This window comes from Saccharopolyspora shandongensis, from assembly GCF_900106995.1.
Classification (GTDB): domain Bacteria; phylum Actinomycetota; class Actinomycetes; order Mycobacteriales; family Pseudonocardiaceae; genus Saccharopolyspora; species Saccharopolyspora shandongensis.
Genome location: NZ_FNOK01000005.1, coordinates 211,949 through 228,057, shown reverse-complemented (window position 1 = coordinate 228,057; position 16,109 = coordinate 211,949). Strand labels below are relative to the sequence as shown.

The 16,109-nt window shown below is 71.7% G+C and carries 15 protein-coding genes; 5 read left to right on the top strand and 10 right to left on the bottom strand.

Translation table 11 applies throughout. The features are described 5' to 3' along the window. The first annotated feature begins 95 nt into the window (after window positions 1–95). Both BLW84_RS07630 and BLW84_RS07625 read left to right on the top strand, forming a co-directional pair. On the top strand, window positions 96–365 hold the full coding sequence (locus BLW84_RS07630) for a GlsB/YeaQ/YmgE family stress response membrane protein (protein ID WP_093262834.1): 270 nt from the start codon (window positions 96–98) through the stop codon (window positions 363–365). Window positions 366–560: 195 nt separating this feature from the next. Next, window positions 561–845 carry a DUF2631 domain-containing protein gene (locus BLW84_RS07625; RefSeq protein ID WP_093262832.1) on the top strand — a complete coding sequence of 95 codons (285 nt, stop codon included), beginning with the start codon at window positions 561–563 and terminating at the stop codon, window positions 843–845. Window positions 846–1,249: 404 nt separating this feature from the next. Here the strand turns inward: BLW84_RS07625 and BLW84_RS07620 are convergent, their stop codons facing one another. From BLW84_RS07620 to BLW84_RS07590, 7 genes are all read right to left on the bottom strand, one after another. After that, on the bottom strand, window positions 1,250–2,683 hold the full coding sequence (locus BLW84_RS07620; RefSeq protein WP_093262831.1) for an aldehyde dehydrogenase family protein: 1,434 nt from the start codon (window positions 2,681–2,683) through the stop codon (window positions 1,250–1,252). A gap of 135 nt (window positions 2,684–2,818) precedes the next feature. Then, complete coding sequence (locus BLW84_RS07615; protein ID WP_093262830.1) at window positions 2,819–4,243, bottom strand: aminobutyraldehyde dehydrogenase; 1,425 nt, start codon at window positions 4,241–4,243, stop codon at window positions 2,819–2,821. Beyond that, the gene (speB, locus tag BLW84_RS07610) at window positions 4,243–5,184 is read right to left on the bottom strand and encodes an agmatinase (protein ID WP_093262829.1); all 942 of its coding nucleotides are present in this window, start codon (window positions 5,182–5,184) and stop codon (window positions 4,243–4,245) included. The genes BLW84_RS07615 and speB overlap by 1 nt, the downstream gene beginning before the upstream one ends. Before the next feature lie 54 nt (window positions 5,185–5,238). Continuing rightward, on the bottom strand, window positions 5,239–6,531 hold the full coding sequence (locus BLW84_RS07605) for a flavin monoamine oxidase family protein (RefSeq protein WP_093262828.1): 1,293 nt from the start codon (window positions 6,529–6,531) through the stop codon (window positions 5,239–5,241). Between the two features lie 30 nt (window positions 6,532–6,561). Then, complete coding sequence (locus BLW84_RS07600; RefSeq protein WP_093262827.1) at window positions 6,562–7,980, bottom strand: purine-cytosine permease family protein; 1,419 nt, start codon at window positions 7,978–7,980, stop codon at window positions 6,562–6,564. Window positions 7,981–8,257: 277 nt separating this feature from the next. After that, window positions 8,258–9,667: a helix-turn-helix domain-containing protein gene (locus BLW84_RS07595; protein ID WP_093262826.1), complete on the bottom strand. Its 1,410-nt coding sequence runs from the start codon at window positions 9,665–9,667 to the stop codon at window positions 8,258–8,260. Window positions 9,668–9,680: 13 nt separating this feature from the next. Next, window positions 9,681–11,141: a PucR family transcriptional regulator gene (locus BLW84_RS07590; protein ID WP_093262825.1), complete on the bottom strand. Its 1,461-nt coding sequence runs from the start codon at window positions 11,139–11,141 to the stop codon at window positions 9,681–9,683. A 151-nt stretch (window positions 11,142–11,292) separates the two neighbouring features. Between BLW84_RS07590 and gabT the strand changes: the two genes are divergently transcribed. The 3 genes from gabT to BLW84_RS07575 all read left to right on the top strand — a co-directional run bounded on the left by gabT (window position 11,293) and on the right by BLW84_RS07575 (window position 13,471). Beyond that, complete coding sequence (gabT, locus tag BLW84_RS07585; protein ID WP_093262824.1) at window positions 11,293–12,636, top strand: 4-aminobutyrate--2-oxoglutarate transaminase; 1,344 nt, start codon at window positions 11,293–11,295, stop codon at window positions 12,634–12,636. A gap of 101 nt (window positions 12,637–12,737) precedes the next feature. Continuing rightward, window positions 12,738–13,094: an AbrB/MazE/SpoVT family DNA-binding domain-containing protein gene (locus BLW84_RS07580; RefSeq protein ID WP_245760998.1), complete on the top strand. Its 357-nt coding sequence runs from the start codon at window positions 12,738–12,740 to the stop codon at window positions 13,092–13,094. Continuing rightward, window positions 13,091–13,471 (top strand): type II toxin-antitoxin system VapC family toxin, encoded by a 381-nt coding sequence (locus tag BLW84_RS07575; protein WP_177226339.1) that lies wholly within the window; start codon window positions 13,091–13,093, stop codon window positions 13,469–13,471. Before BLW84_RS07580 ends, BLW84_RS07575 begins: the two co-directional genes overlap by 4 nt. Before the next feature lie 101 nt (window positions 13,472–13,572). Here the strand turns inward: BLW84_RS07575 and BLW84_RS07570 are convergent, their stop codons facing one another. From BLW84_RS07570 to rlmN, 3 genes are all read right to left on the bottom strand, one after another. Continuing rightward, window positions 13,573–14,472 carry a CE1 family esterase gene (locus BLW84_RS07570; protein WP_342743129.1) on the bottom strand — a complete coding sequence of 300 codons (900 nt, stop codon included), beginning with the start codon at window positions 14,470–14,472 and terminating at the stop codon, window positions 13,573–13,575. Window positions 14,473–14,659: 187 nt separating this feature from the next. After that, a complete protein-coding gene (locus BLW84_RS49830; protein ID WP_281247369.1) occupies window positions 14,660–14,782 on the bottom strand; it encodes a hypothetical protein in 123 nt (40 codons plus the stop codon). Between the two features lie 120 nt (window positions 14,783–14,902). Beyond that, on the bottom strand, window positions 14,903–16,015 hold the full coding sequence (gene rlmN / locus BLW84_RS07565; RefSeq protein ID WP_093263104.1) for a dual-specificity RNA methyltransferase RlmN: 1,113 nt from the start codon (window positions 16,013–16,015) through the stop codon (window positions 14,903–14,905). Window positions 16,016–16,109: the final 94 nt, after the last annotated feature.

Below are 16,109 nucleotides of genomic sequence, written 5' to 3'. Positions count from 1 at the left end.
GGCCCCCGTCGCTCGCGGTGCGCAAATCACTTTCGGGGCCCACGATCAGGTGGTCGGCCCAGGCGGGTGCGGCGCAGGACGTGAGGAGAACAGCCATGGGCATCATCGGATGGATCGTTCTCGGCCTGATCGTGGGCGCCATCGCGAAGGCGATCATGCCGGGCAAGGACCCGGGCGGAATCCTGGTCACGATGCTGTTGGGCGTGGTCGGCGCGTTCATCGGCGGGCTGATCGGCAACTGGGTGTTCGGCGTCGGCATCGACCGGTTCTGGTCGCTGAGCACCTGGCTGCTGGCGATCGCCGGCTCGGTCATCGTGCTGGGCGTCTACCGGGTGATCGTCGGCCGCAAGGCGGTGCAGCGGTAGCACCTGGACGCATTTTCGGGGTGTTGCGGAAATCTCTTTCCGCGGCACCCCTTTTCGCTGCTCGTGCCGGGTGGGCGCGCGTTCGGTCGCGGAGGGCGTGTGCGAGGATGAGGGCAATGTGGATCGCCGGTCGGCGATCCGCGCACCGAGCACTGTCTTCCGGCCCGCGCGGCCGGCGTGGCACAGGAGGGGAACGTGGCGAGCACCGAGCTGGAGAAGAAGCCCAGCCAGGCCATCGACCCGGCCGAGGAACCGTCGGTCGAGTGGGGCTGGCACGGCGGTTTCCCGAAGGGCACCCAGTTCATGGGCTGGTTCTCGGTCATCGCGTGCCTGGCCATGCTGATCGGCAACCACGGCGGCATCCTCAGCGGTGGCGGGCACTTCAAGATCGAAGACGGCTTCCTGGTCGTGATCGCGGCGGTCCTGGTCATCGGCCTGCTGATCGACCTGCGCCGGAAGCGGACCGCCTGGCGCCGCTGAGCACCGAAGCAACGAAGAACGCCGCCCCGGTCACCGGGGCGGCGTTTTTCGTGCGTTCGACCGTGGGCCTTCCGGACGGCCGTGGGTGGTCGACCGCAGTTTCAATTGAACCTTTTTCATCCTGGTGAGCCCGCAGCCGCGGGTCGCAAAGGTGCACGTCGATGGGGTGCCGTATGCGCCGCAGGCGCATAGCCCACCTACGACACTTGCACCGCCGCGGGTTCACGGTGCCCACCCCTTCGGGGTTCCCTCGGCGAGGACGGCCCCTCCGCCGTGTATCGGACATACATCAGGAGGGGCACCCACAGACCAGGAAGCCTCTGAGGTTCCGCCACCCGCACCGCCACGCAAATCGAGGTTGGAAAACCTCATTGAAACTGCGGCCACCGCTCACGGCCGCCGGTTCACGGGTTGATGCCAGTGAGGACCGTGACGTGCTCTTCGGTGAGGTCCGTCATCGCCGCTCGGACGCCTTCGCGGCCGACGCCGGACTCCTTCACCCCGCCGTAGGGCATCTGGTCGGCGCGGAAGCTCGGCACGTCGCCGATGACCACGCCGCCCACCTCCAGCTCGGACGAGGCGCGGAAGGCCAGCTGCAGGTCGCGGGTGAACACGCCGGCCTGCAGGCCGTAGCGGGAGGCGTTGACCTTCTCGAACGCCTCGTCCACCGAGTCGACCGGCGAGATGACCAGCACCGGGCCGAAGATCTCCTCGCACGAGACCTTCGCGTCCTCCGGCGCGTCGGCCAGCACCGTCGGCGCGTACGTCGCGCCCTCGCGGGTGCCGCCGGTGAGCACCCGGGCGCCCGCCGCGACGGCTTCGCCGACCCACTGCTCCACCCGCTCCGCGGCCGCCACGTCGATCAGCGGCCCGACCTTGGTCGCCGGGTCCTTCGGGTCCCCGGTGCCCTGCGCTTCGACCGCCTTGACCACGCGGGCCGTCAGGTCGTCGTAGCTGTCGCGGTGCACGTAGACGCGCTGCACCGAGATGCACGACTGGCCGCCCTGGTACATCGCGAAGGTGGCGATCCGGTCGGCGGCGTAGTCGAGGTCCGACCATTCCGAGTCGACGATCACCGCGGCGTTGCCGCCGAGTTCGAGGGTGACGTGCTTGCGCGGCGCCGAGTCGCGGATGCCCCAGCCGACCGGCCCGGAGCCGGTGAACGACACCACCGGCAGCCGCGGGTCCGCGACGAGCTCGGCCGCCTTCTCGTTGGTGGTCGTCACCACCGACCAGGCCCCGGCGGGCAGCTCCGTCTCGGCCAGGATCTCGCCGAGCAGCAGCGCGGACAGCGGGGTCTTCGGCGCGGGCTTGAGCACGATCGGGGTCCCGGCGGCGATCGCCGGGGCGACCTTGTGCGCCACCAGGTTGAGCGGGAAGTTGAACGGCGAGATGCCCAGCACCGGCCCGCGCGGGACCCGGCGGATCAGGGCCATCCGGCCCGTCGCGCCCGCGTCGGTGTCCAGCCGCTGCAGCTCGCCGGAGAAGCGGCGGGCCTCCTCCGCGCCCCAGCGGAAGGTGGAGGCGGCGCGGGCGACCTCGGCGCGCGCCCAGGTGATCGGCTTGCCGTTCTCGGCGGTGATCAGCTGCGCGATCTCCTCGGCCCGCTCGGTGAGGCGGCGGCTCACGTGGTCCAGCGCCGCCGCGCGGGCGTGCGCGGGCAGCGTCGCGAACTCGCGGCGGACCGCGTGCGCGGCCGCGACGGCGCGCTCCACATCGGCGTCGGTGGCGTAGCTCGCGGTGGCGACCACCGAGCCGTCGTAGGGGTGCCGCACCTCGAAGGTCTCATCGCTGGTGACCAGCTCGCCTGCGATCCAGTTCCCGGTGACCGATGCCATCGGCTGCCTCCTGTCGTTTTCGTCCTCGCCGTGACGCTACGAGCCCGCCGTCGGGGCCAGGAGTGCCAATCTGGCCACCCGCCGCCCCTCGGCCTGGCCGAACCGGCACGTCGGGGGTGGTGCCGGTTCGGGTGGTCAGGCGTGGTTGTGCATGACGTGCTTGATGCGGGTGTAGTCCTCGAAGCCGTAGCGGGAGAGGTCTTTGCCGTAGCCCGAGTGCTTGAAGCCGCCGTGCGGCATCTCCGCGACCAGCACCATGTGGGTGTTCACCCACACGCAGCCGAAGTCCAGGCTCGCCACGAGCCGCTGCGCCCGCCCGTGGTCGCGCGTCCACACGCTCGACGCGAGCGCGTAGTTGACGCCGTTGGCCATGCTCAGCGCTTCCGCATCGTCGCGGAAGGTCTGCACCGTGAGCACCGGCCCGAAGATCTCCTCCTGCACGACCTCGTCGTCCTGCCGGACGCCGCCGAGCACGGTCGGCGCGAAGAAGCACCCCTCGTCACCGACCCGCTGCCCGCCGGTGAGCACCTGCGCGTGGGCGGGCAGCCGGCCGATGATGTCCTGCACCCGCGCCAGCTGCGCGGCGTTGTTCAGCGGGCCGACGGCCGCGTCCACATCGGACGGTGGACCGCAGCGCAGCGCCGCGACCTCCGCCACCAGCAGCCTCGTGAACTCCTCGGCGACCGCCTCGGCCACCAGGACCCGGGTCGCCGCGGTGCAGTCCTGCCCGGCGTTGAACGTGCCGGCGGCGGCGATGCCCGCGGCGGCCGCGGCGAGGTCGGCGTCGGCGAACACCAGGGCCGGGGCCTTGCCGCCCAGCTCCAGGTGGACGCGCTTGACGTCCTCGGCCGCCGCTGCCGCCACCTCCCGGCCCGCCCGGGTGGACCCGGTGATCGACACCATCGCCGACGCCGGGTTCGCCACCACGGCGCGGCCGGTTTCCCGGTCGCCGCACACGACGTTGAGCACGCCCGGCGGCAGGATCCCGGCGGCCACCCCGCCGAGCAGCGCGACGGTCACCGGCGTCGTGTCGGAAGGCTTGAGCACGACGGTGTTTCCCGCGGCGATCGCCGGCGCGATCTTCCACACCGCCATCAGCAGCGGGTAGTTCCACGGCGCGACCTGGCCGATCACGCCGACCGGTTCGCGCCGCACGTAGGAGGTGTGGCCCGGGGTGTACTCCGCCGCCGCGGTGCCCTCCAGGACCCGGGCCGCCCCGGCGAAGAACCGGATCTGGTCGATGGCGGCGCCCACTTCTTCGGTGCGCGTGGCGGCAACCGGTTTGCCGGTGTTCTCCACCTCCGCCGCGACGAAGTCCTCGGTGCGCCGCTCCATTTCGTCGGCCAGCCGCAGGAGCAGCCGCTGCCGGTCGGCGGGCGTGGTGGTCCGCCAGTGCTCGAAGGCCCGCTGCGCCGCGGCGTACGCCGCTTCGACGTCCGCGGCGGACGAGAGCGGCGCGGTGCCGAACACCTTGCCGTTGCAGGGATCGACCAGGTCGGTGGTGCGGCCGTCGGCCGCGTCGACCGGCCGGCCGTCGATGATGTTGCGGATCTGGCGCATCAGCGTCCTCCCGGCAGGATGCACAGCAGGTCGTACAGCACGTGAGCGGCGGCGATGCCGGTGATCTCGGCGTGGTCGTAGGCCGGGGCGACCTCCACCACGTCCGCGCCGACGACGTTCAGGTCGGCCAGGCCGCGCACCACTTCGAGCAGCTCGCGGCTGGACAGCCCGCCGGCTTCGGGGGTTCCGGTGCCCGGCGCGAAGGCCGGGTCCAGCACATCGATGTCGATGGACAGGTACACCGGCCGCGAGCCGAGCCGGGTGCGGATCCGGTCGATGATGGTGTCCAGCGGCGTCCGGGCGAACTCGCGGCTGTGCACCGCCGCGAAGCCCATCCGCTCGCTCTCGTCGAGGTCGAGCTTCGAGTACAGCGGGCCGCGCAGGCCCACGTGCATCGAGTGCTCGAAGTCGATCAGGCCCTCGTCGGCGGCGCGCCGGAACGGGGTGCCGTGCGTGTAAGGCGCGCCGAAGTAGGTGTCCCAGGTGTCGAGGTGCGCGTCGAAGTGCAGCACCGCGATCGGCCCGTGCCGCTCGTGCTGCACGCGCAGCAGCGGCAGCGCGATGGTGTGGTCGCCGCCGATGGTGAGCAGGGTGCGCCGCGTCCCGGACAGCTCCCGCGCACCGGCCTCGATGGTGCCGATGGCTTCCCCGATGTCGAACGGGTTCACGCCGATGTCCCCGGCGTCGGCCACCTGCCGCGCCGCGAACGGTTCGACACCGTTGGCCGGGTTGTACGGCCGCAGCAGCCGCGAGCTCTGCCGGACGTGGTTGGGGCCGAAGCGCGCGCCGGGCCGGTAGCTGACGCCGGTGTCGAACGGCACGCCCCAGATCAGCACGTCGGCGTCGGGCACGTCGGTCAGCCGGGGCAGCCGGGCGAAGGTGGTGTCGCCGCCGTAGCGCGGCACCTTGGTGGCGTCCACCGGACCGATCGGGTTGTTCATGCATTCCTCCACTTTTTCGTGGGCGCGCAAGCGGGCCGGAGCCCGTTCACGCACTCACTTCTCGGCCGCCAGGATCTCCGCCGCGGAGCGCTTGCCGGACTCGATCGCGCCGTCGATGAACGCGCGCCAGCGGCGGGCGGTGTGCGAGCCGCCGAAGTTCACCCGGCCCTCCGGACGCCCCACGCACAGCTCGTACTTCGCGAACTGCCCGGCGGCGAACGTCGCCCAGGTTCCCTTGGAGAACTCGTCGTGCACCCAGTCGTGCGAGCGGGCGTCGACGACCTCGGCGTCCGGCGCGAACTCGCGGACCGCGCGCTGCACGTCGGCGAGGTCGCTCGCGTCGACGCGGTCGTGCTCCGGGGCGAAGCACACCAGCACCACGCCGCGCTCGGTGCTCTCCATCGCGCCGACGTAGTCGAAGCTGGTGCCCCAGCCGAAACCGCTGATGTCCTCGGGGACGTTGCGGGCCAGCGCCCAGACCTTCTGGCCCTGCCCGGCGTGGTTCTCCCGCGAGATGGCGAGCTTGTCGGCGGGCAGCGCCGGGCTGAACTCGATGTCCTGCCAGATCCCGACCGGCGTGGTCATCAGCACCCGGTCGGCGCGCGCCACGCCGCCGTCGTAGGTGACCGTCACGCCGCCGTCGTCGGCCTCGACCTCGCGCACCGGGCTGGACAGCCGCAGCTCGGCGCCGCCGTCGGACTGGATCGCGCGCGCCAGCGAGGCGGTGCCGTTGACGAAGGTGAAGCCCAGCACGCTGGCCTGCACCATGCCCCACAGCGAGTTGTCCATCGAGGAGCACCAGCGGAGGATGTCCAGCGCCGAACCGGTGTCCTCGCTGGCGTTCGCGCAGCCGCAGAACCAGGACATCATCAGTTCCTTGGCGTTGCCGGTCAGCCCGACGTTCTCGGCCCACTCGCGGATCGGCACGTCGAGGTCGGCGACGTCCTGTTCGGACAGCGGGCGCAGCGGGTCGAACCGGGAGGCGGCCTCGATCAGCGCCCGCACCGCGTGTTCCAGCTGCTCGTACTCCTGCGGCGGCACGGGCAGCAGGGTGTCCGGCACCTTGCCGTGGTCGGACCAGGTCATCCGGCCGGGCAGCTCGCTGTCCTTGATCGGGACGTCGTAGCGCTGCACCTCGGCCCACACGTGCGTCTGCTGCGGGACGATCCAGGTGCCGCCCATCTCCAGCCCGAAGCCGTCGAAACCCTCCGGCTGGTACCAGGTGGAGCCGCCGATGCGGTCGCGGGCCTCCAGGACCAGCACGTCCTTGCCCGCTTCCCGCAGCTCGCGGGCCGCGGTCAGGCCGGCGAAACCCGCGCCGATGACGACGACGTCGTAACGATCCATTGCTCGCACTTCCTTGACTCGTAACGGGATTCAGACGCTCGCTGCGACTCGAACGTCGAGTTGCCGCGGCATCGGCTGCGGACTGCCGATGCTCAGCAGCAGGTAGGTGGCGGCCGTGGTCGCGGCGGCCAGCAGGAAGCTCAGGTCGATGCCGCCGGTGAGCTCCAGCAGCGGCCCCTTGTACAGCGCGGTGTCCACGGACAGCAGGCCGACCGCCGAGCCGGTCAGCCACGCGGCCGCCGCCCGCAGGTTCCAGCCGCCGCTGTACCAGTAGATGCCGCCGCGCGCCCGGCGGTTGTAGACCTGCAGCGCGTCGGGGTCGTAGACGCCGCGGCAGCGCGCGAAGCCGATCAGCGTGATCACCGCCCACGGCGTGCCGATCGCGGTCAGCAGCAGCACGAACGCGGTGACCGCGTCCTGGGCGTCCCAGACGAAGTAGCCGAGGAACACCAGCACCGTCGACAGCACCGAGGTGAGGACGGTGGCCTTGACGCGGGACAGCGGCGGCACGATCGCGTCCAGGTCGAGCCCCATGCTGTAGATCAGCACCCCGGCGTTGCCGATCGTGCCGAACACGCCGTTGAGCAGCAGCGGCAGCAGGAACCACAGCGGCGCGGCGGCCACCAGCGGCCCGACGTAGTCGTCCGCGGCGCGGGCCGCGAACGCGGTGAAGGTGCCGAACAGCTGCGGGATCAGCAGCCCGAGGAGCATGCCGGCGCAGGTCGCGGCGAACACCTTCCGGGACGAGTAGCGCTTCGGCGAGACGTAGCGGCTGTAGTCGCCGAGCAGCGTGATGAACGCCATCGGCCCGCTCAGCCCGGCGGCCACTGTGGACAGCGCCCACGTCGTCCAGAAATCCCCGAGCAGATAACCGGCGTCGGTGACCGGCTCGGTCCGGAACTGGCCGCCGTAGGCGAACAGGCCGACGGCCATCAGCACCACGGTGCCGACCGCGACCCACTTGCTCATCCGGGTCATCAGCTGGTAGCCGAAGATCGCCACGAGCACCGAGAGCACCGCCAGCGCCGCGTACGTGACGCTGTGGCTGATCCCGTCGTTGGGCAGCCCGAACAGCCGGTGCAGCGGGCCCACCACCGCGGCCCCGCCGGTCCACACCGTCAGCGCGGCGTAGCCGAGCGAGAGCAGCAGGCCGATCACCGAGCCGATCAGCCGGCCCCGCACGCCGAACGTGCCGCCGCTGCTGGTGGACAGGTTCGTACCGGTCTTCAGCGACACCAGGGCCAGCGGCGCGACCAGCAGCGTGCCGAGCAGCGTCCCGGCGATCATCGAGGTGACGGCGGGCCAGAACGACAGCCCGAACGAGGCGGGCAACCAGCCGAAGATGACCACGCCGAGGCACATGTTGGAGCCGAGCAGGATGCCGGCGACATCGCGCGGCCGCCCGGTGCGATCCCCCTCGGGGATGGTGTCGACGCCGTGCGTCTCGATGCCGACGCGCGGCCGGTGACGGTTCTGGGGTCATCCGTTGACCTCCTTGGCGGATGGCGGGAGCGTTGAGCCGCGCGGCACCGACCAAGAGTGGGCCAGGTCACCGGCCGGAGGTAGTCACCGATCGTCCGAAGTCCACAACGACCGTTGGACGTTCGCACAACGCCACCCCGAAGATCGTCAGCTGCGGGCCTTTCCACACGAACCCGATGCCGCGGCTCCCCCGGCGGCATGCGTGGCGGTTTCGCGCGAAACCGGCGCCCCTCGAAAACCGGGATCAGGCCTGGAGAGCGCGGAGCGCGAGGAAGAGGTCGACGCGGTCCGCCGTGCTGGAGAGGCTCCGGCCGGTGAGCTCCTCGACCCGGTTCATCCGGTGCCGCAGGGTGTTGATGTGCACGTGGAGGCGCTGCGCCGCCTCCTGCCAGCGGCCGCCCGCATCGAGGAACACCGCCAGCGACGGCACCAGGTCGCTGCCCCGCCGCTCGTCGTGGTCGAGCACCGGCCCGAGCAGCGCCCGGGAAGTGGCGGCCAGCAGCTCCGGGTCCTGCGCGGAGAGCAGCAGCGCCGGGCTGCACAGCTGCTCGTGCGTCATCCAGCCGCGCTCCGCCCGCGACGACACCGCCTCGGCGGCGTGCGAGGCCTGCAGCAGGCTCACGCGCAGCTCCGACGCGGTGCCCGGCTTGCCGACGCCGACGTGGACGACACCGCTGGCCAGCCCATCGGTGATGCGCCGCGCGAGCTCCGCCACGGTGTCGCGGACCTGGGCGAACGCGACGACCTCGCCGCCGCGCTGCGCCGCGACCCCGTCCGTGCCCAGCAAATCGCCCAGCCGCGCGGAATCCGCGCCGGGGCTCGACGTGCGCACCACGACGGCGGCGAGCGGCCCGTCCGGCTGCAGGCCGAGCGCGTGCAGCCGGGTGCGCACGGTGTCGATCCCGACCGTTCCACTGTGGACCCATTCGAAGAGTTCCCACGCGTAGCGCAGTTCCGTCGCCCGCACCGCACGAGTGCGTTCGATCTCCAGCGCGATGAACGGCATCGCCTGCACCACCGCCGCGTGCTGCTCCACGTCGAGGTCCGCCAGCGGCCCCGGCAGCAGCAGCTCGGCCTCGGCGAGGCCCTCGCCCACCAGCGGCAATGGGTGGTTCGGCTGCGGCGCGGTGCCCGCCACCACGCCTCCGGCGACCCGCACCGCCACGGCTTCGCCGAGCTGCTTGGCCAGCGTGTCCAGCACCGTCTCGACGCCGCGCCGCAGGCGCAGCGCCGCGACGATCGCGTCGTGCTGCGCCAGGTGGCGGCGCAGCGGGCGCTCCCACTCGGCCCGCTTGGTGTTCACGAAGGCCTCGACGATCTGCAGGAACGCGACCTCGACGGGCACCACGAAGCAGGTCAGGCCGTGCTCGCGCGCCGCGTCGACGAACGCCTCCGGGACCTGGGTTTCCGGTGGCACCAGGCCGTATCCGACCGCCGCGACGTCGGCGGCGACCAGGTCGGCGATGAATGCCTCCGGCGTGGTTCCGGCGGTGCGCCACACCCCGGCGGTGAGCACCACCTCGCCGCCGCGCAGGAATCGGCCGGGGGCCTTGATCTCAATGGTGTGCACCCAGCGGATCGGCCGGTCCACCCGGCCGCGCACCCGCACCTGCAGGGCCAGTTCCGGCCGGTTCAGCAGATCTTCGACGAGCACCGCGCCACCTCCGTCACTCGCCGGGCCGGTCCAGGACCTGCAGCGCCAGCCACAGCTCCGCGCGCACGCCGGGCTGGTCGAGGCTGCGCCCGAGCAACTCCTCCACCTTGCGCACCCGGTTGCGCAGGGTGTGCCGGTGCACGCCCAGCCGGTTCGCCGCCGGATCCCACTGCCCATGGTGCGCCAACCACGTCTGCAGCGACTCCAAGAGCACGCTCTGCCCACGCAGCGGCGCGAGAACGGCCTCGGCGAACGCCTGCGCGTCGACGCCGGGAACCAGGTTCAGCAGGCCGTATCCGGCGAGGTCGGCGAAGTGCACAACCGTGTCGCTGCGCTTCGCCGCCCGCGCCGCCTGCTGAGCTTGCCGCAGCCCCTCGGCGAGCCCGGCCAGCTCGCACGGCTCGGACACCCCGATGGCGACGCCGGGCTGCCCGGTCAGCCAGTCGAGCGCGCCGTCGCCGACGAGGCCGACCACCACGTCGCCGTGTTCGGCCAGGTAGGCCGGGGCGCTCGGCTGGTCCGCCGACAGCCGGGACAGCAGCTCATCGCGGTCTCGGGCACCGGCCAGCACCACCACCCGGAACGGCTCGGGCGGCAACTCGGCGTGCAGGTCGGCGAGGACGTCCTGCACCTGTTCGCCGCGCAGCATCAACGCCAGGAAGTCCGCGCGCAGCCGGCGCCGGGCGGACGCGAGCGCCTCGACCTGCTCCAGCGCCAGGGTCAGCAGCGAGGCGGCCGAGTTGATCACGTGGTGGTCGGTGGTGGCGAACGGCTCGCCGCGACCCACCACCAGGAACCCGCGCGCCCGGCCGCCGAGCGCCTGCATGCTCACCTCCTGGTCGCCGAGCGAGAACCCGGCCGCGGCCAGGCCCCGCTTCGCCCGCACCTTCGCCACCTCCGGCTCCAGGTCCGGCAGCCGCGAACCGGCCGTCGCCGGCGCGCTGTGCAGGAGCCGGCCGCCCGCGTCGAGCAGCAGCACCCACGAATCCAGCAGCAGCGCGAGCTTTCGGACCAGCGCGGCCACGCCGTTGGTGGTGCCGGCCGCCTGCGCGAGTTCGTGCTGGGCGCGGCTGGTGCGCCGCAGGCTCGCGTACTCGTCCGCCGCGACTGCGCGCGAGACCGCCTTGCTGATCGCGATGAACGGCGTCGGCCGGGGCACTTCGAGCAGCGGCAGCCCGGCTCGTTCCGCCGCCGCCACGAGCTCGGCCGGGATCTGCCGGTGGCTCAGCCCGACGCCGAACCCCAGGCCCGCGACGCCGACGGCGGTCAGCCGCTCGACCAGCCCCGCGCAGTCCTCGGCGCGCAGCGCGAGGCCGGTGGTCAGCAGCAGCTCGCCGCCCTCCAGGAACGGCGCCGGATCGGCCAGTTCGCTGGTGTGCACCCACGCGATCGGGCGGTCGAGGGAGCGTTGACCGGCCCGCGCGACGAGCCCCAGCGCGGCGTCGGCGACCAGGTCGCGCACCGTCAACGGCACCGGAGAACCTCCTGACAGTGTGTCGAATCCTGAAACCCGAGTTAACCAGATCGTCCACTGTTCGGTTGCGGGCGGCGGGGCGAACCTGGTCGCAGGACAACACGACCAGAGCCCCGTTTCGAGACGAAGCAGTACCTAGGAGGTCACCACCGTGACGGTTTCCCCGGCCCAGGCGGCACTGCCTCAGGCGCGCGTGCTGCGCACCGAGATCCCCGGCCCGAACTCCCGCGAACTCCAGCGGCGGCGCGCGGCGACGGTGTCGACCGGCGTGTCCAGCGTGCTGCCGGTCTTCATCGCCGAGGCGGCCGGCGGCGTGCTGCACGACGTCGACGGCAACTCGCTGATCGACCTGGGCTCGGGCATCGCGGTCACGAACGTCGGCAACGCGGCGCCGGAGGTCGTCGAGCCCGTGCGCCGCCAGGTCGGCGAGTTCACGCACACCTGCTTCATGGTGACGCCGTACGAGAACTACCTGCAGGTCTGCGAGGAACTCGCCGCGCTCACCCCGGGCGATCACGACAAGCGCAGCGCGCTGTTCAACTCGGGCGCGGAAGCGGTGGAGAACGCCGTCAAGATCGCGCGCCGGGCCACCGGGCGGCAGGCGATCGTGGTGTTCGACCACGCCTACCACGGCCGCACCAACCTGACCATGGCGCTGACCGCGAAGTCGGTGCCGTACAAGCACGGGTTCGGCCCGTTCGCGCCGGAGATCTACCGGGTGCCGATGTCCTACCCGGCGCGCGATCCGCGCACCGGCGAGCAGGTGGCGCGGGAGGCGATCGACCGCATCGAGAAGCAGCTCGGCGCCGACTCGGTGGCGGCGGTGCTGATCGAGCCGATCCAGGGCGAGGGCGGATTCATCGAGCCCGCGGCGGGATTCCTGCCCGCGATCTCGCGGTGGTGCACCGACAACGGCGTGCTGTTCATCGCCGACGAGATCCAGACCGGCTTCTGCCGGACCGGCGCCTGGTTCGCCTGCGACCACGAGAAGGTGGTGCCCGACCTGATCACCACGGCGAAGGGCATGGCGGGCGGACTGCCGCTGGCCGCGGTCACGGGACGCGCGGAGCTGATGGACGCGATGCCGCCGAGCAGCCTGGGCGGCACCTACGGCGGCAACCCGGTGGCGTGCGCGGCCGCGCTCGGCGCGATCCGCGCGATGCGCGAACGCGACCTGGCCACCGCGGCACGCGACATCGGTGACCTGGTGTTCCCCCGCCTGCGCACGCTCGCCGAGACCACCGACGCGATCCTCGACGTGCGGGGCCGGGGCGCCATGATCGGCATCGAGTTCGTCAAGCCGGGCACCGCGGAACCGGACCCCGAGGTGACCTCGCGGATCGCCAAGGCCTGCCACGCCCAGGGCGTCGTGATCCTCACCTGCGGCACCTACGGCAACGTGATCCGCCTCCTCCCGCCGCTGGTCATCGACGAGGCGCTCCTCGAAGAAGGCCTGACGGTCCTGGAAGACGTCATCCGCGAACACACCAGCTGACGCCGCGGGCCGCGGTCGTCCGCCGACGCTCGCGACCGCGGCCCGAACATCCACTCACGCGTGTGACGCCCGCTGATCGAAGTGACCGATAACCTGGATTCGTGTCACAGGGCGAGTACTTCAGTCTTGCCGCGCACCTACCAGTCATTCATGCTGGAGGCGTGGCACTGGCTGATGAGCGTGGGGCGAGAACCGAGATCACGGCCAACGGACAAGGCCGGGTGACCATTCCCGCACCGATCAGGAGGGCTGCCGGCATCGAGCCCGGCACACCGCTCGCGATCTACGAGGAAGACGGCCGAGTCGTCATAGAAACGCGTGCGCAGCTCGCCGCCCGCATCCGCCGCGACGTCGCAACGGTCTGGCGCGGTGACGGATCGGTGGTCGACGAGCTGATCGGCGACCGCCGGGCATCGGCGGCCGCGGAGGAGGACGAGTCCAGCGGAGGCCGCCCGTGACCACGGTGCTGGACACCTCCGCGATCCTCGCGTGGCTCCGTGATGAAACCGGCGCCGAAACCGTGGATCCCGTGCTCGGCGACGCGACGATGTCAGCGGTGAACTGGTCGGAACTCGCGCAGAAGCTCACCCAGCACGGCGCGGACGCCCGGCGCACCTGCGATCGCCTCCGCACGATCGGGGTGCTGGTGGAGCCCTTCACCGCCGAGGATGCCCTGTGCTCGGGTGAATTGTGGCCGCACACCCGGTCCTTCGGGCTGTCGCTGGGAGATCGGGCCTGCCTGGCGGTGGCGCTCCGCTTGGACGCGCCCGTCATGACAGCGGACAAGGCTTGGCGGGACATCGATGTTCGCGTTCCGATCCGGCTCCTGCGCTGACACCGCGGAATCTTGGACCGGCCGGTGCGCGCCGTTCGGGGGGCTGGACGGCGCGCACCGGCCGGGCACGGGTCGAAGCTTCCGCTCCGGCCCGGGTCTTCTCAGCGGAGCCGGTGCTCGGCGAAGAACCGCATGATGATCGGCGTCGCGTCGACGACCGACGGCTGGTCGGAGTCAGGGTTGGGCCGCGTGCTCGGCCAGTCGTGCCCGAGGCCCTCGATCCGGTAGTGCACGACGCTGCTGTTCCGGTCGCAGCCGACCCACTTGGCGACCTGCACCCCGTTGCCCTCGTCGCGGACGATCGGGGTGTCGTCGCAGTCGTTGCGGTCGGCCCAGCCCGCCAGCCATTCCGGGATCGGCGGCAGGCCCTTCTCCGGGTTCCCCTGGTACGGGATCGTCTGGTCGGCGGTGCCGTGGAAGTCCAGGATCGGCGCCGCGCGCTCCGGCTCGCACTCGCCGCCCTGCGGGTAGAACGCGCCGGACACCGGCGCGAAGGCGGCGATGCGATCGCTCATCCGGCAGGCCAGCACGCCGGTGAAGCCGCCGCCGTTGGACTTCCCGGCGGCGTAGATTCGCGCGCGATCGACGCAGAAGTCCCGCTCCAGCCGGTCGAGCAGGTCACCGGTGAACAACACGTCGTCGGCCGCCGCGGAGTACGGCGCGCCCTGCCAGGCGGTTTCGCCGTCCGTGCCGACGAGGCCCTGCGGGTACACCGCGATGGCGTCGGTGGCGGAGAAGCCGGACAGCTCTTCCTGGTACTCCGAGGTCCGCGAGTGGCCGTGGAAGGACAGCACCACCGGGGTCGGCTTTTCCTGCCGGTAGTTCGCCGGCACGTGCAGCAGGTAGCTGCGGGTGATACCGCCCGAAACGATCGTGCGGGTCTCGGACGTCCCGGGAACCGCGGACTCGCCGCAGCCGGCGGACGGCGAGCGATCGAAACGGGCTTCGGCCTGCGCCGGCGCGCCGCCGAGCACCGCGGCCAGACCCACCGCGGCGAACACCGCCGAAAACCGTCCACTCAGGACCGATCGGGCAGATCCGCGGACGAGACCTCGCTTCGCACTGCCAGGCACCATTGCCTCCCACCTCGATCGAGTCCGGGTGCGAGGATCATGGGACCACGAGGGCCCGGGCGTCACCATTCTGTTCATTGCGTTCACGAAAACCACACCGGCAGACCAACACCGGTCAGGACACGAACGCATCCAGGATCTGTTCGAGGCCGGCGCTGTAGTCATGCCGCAGGTCGACGTACTTCTTGACGCGGAGGAGCGTGGGAATTTCGCAGTCCTCGAGCAGCACCGCAGTCACGCCGACGCTGCCGCCGACGGCCTCCGCCTAGTACTTCGCCGACCACTCCCGTTCGACCCATCCGGATCCGACGGATTTCGACCCGCAATACGGAGCGGTCGGCAGCCCCGGATCAGCCGCTCATTCCTCGGCCGCGAGTTGGCCGCAGGCCGCCGCGATCTCCTGGCCCCGGGTGTCCCGGACCGTGCAGGACACGCCCGCTTCGCGGACCCGGCGGACGAACTCCCGCTCCACCGGCTTCGGGCTCGCGTCCCACTTGCTGCCCGGCGTCGGGTTCAGCGGGATCAGGTTGACGTGCGCGAACTGCCCGAGGTGCCGGTGCAGCAGCTTGCCGAGCAGGTCCGCGCGCCACGGCTGGTCGTTGATGTCGCGGATCAGCGCGTACTCGATCGACACCCGGCGCCCGGTGTGGTCGGCGTAGCCGCGAGCCGCCTCCAGCACCTCGGCGACCTTCCAGCGGTTGTTCACCGGCACCAGCGTGTCGCGCAGCTCGTCGTCCGGGGTGTGCAGCGACACCGCCAGCGTGACGTGCAGGTTCTCCGCGGTCATCTTCTTGATCGCGGGCACCAGGCCGACCGTCGACACGGTGACCGACCGCTGCGAGAGGCCCAGCCCGTCCGGGGCCGGGTCGCAGATCCGGTGCACCGCGTTGATCACGCGCCGGTAGTTGGCCAGCGGCTCGCCCATGCCCATGAACACGACGTTCGACAGCCGGCCGGGCCCGCCCATGACCTCGCCGTCGCGCATCGCGGCCGCGGCCGAGCGCACCTGGTCGACGATCTCCGCGGTCGACAGGTTGCGCTGCAGCCCGCCCTGGCCGGTGGCGCAGAACGGGCAGGCCATCCCGCAGCCCGCCTGGCTGGAGATGCACACCGTGGCGCGGTCCGGGTAGCGCATCAGCACGCTTTCCAGCAGCGTGCCGTCGTGCGCGCGCCAGAGCGTCTTGCGGGTGGTGCCGTCGTCGGTGTTCAGGTGGCGGACCGGGCTGAGCAGCGGCGGCAGCAGGTGTTCGGCGAGCTTCGCGCGGCTGGCCGCCGGGATGTCGGTCATCGACTCCACGTCGGCGTTGAGCCGGCCGAAGTAGTGGTGCGCGAGCTGCTTGGCGCGGAACGGTTTCTCCCCCAGCTCGGTCACCGCGGCGCGCCGTTCGTCGGCGGAGAGATCGGCGAGGTGCCGCGGCGGCATGCCACGGCGCGGGGCGTCGAAGACGAGCGGAAGGGAAGTCGCAGACATAGCGCCGACCAGTGTCCCATGCCCCGGAACGACCTTGACGGCGACCACCGGACGAGGCGCGGCTCCGGCCGCCGCACAGCGTCCACGCGGGTGG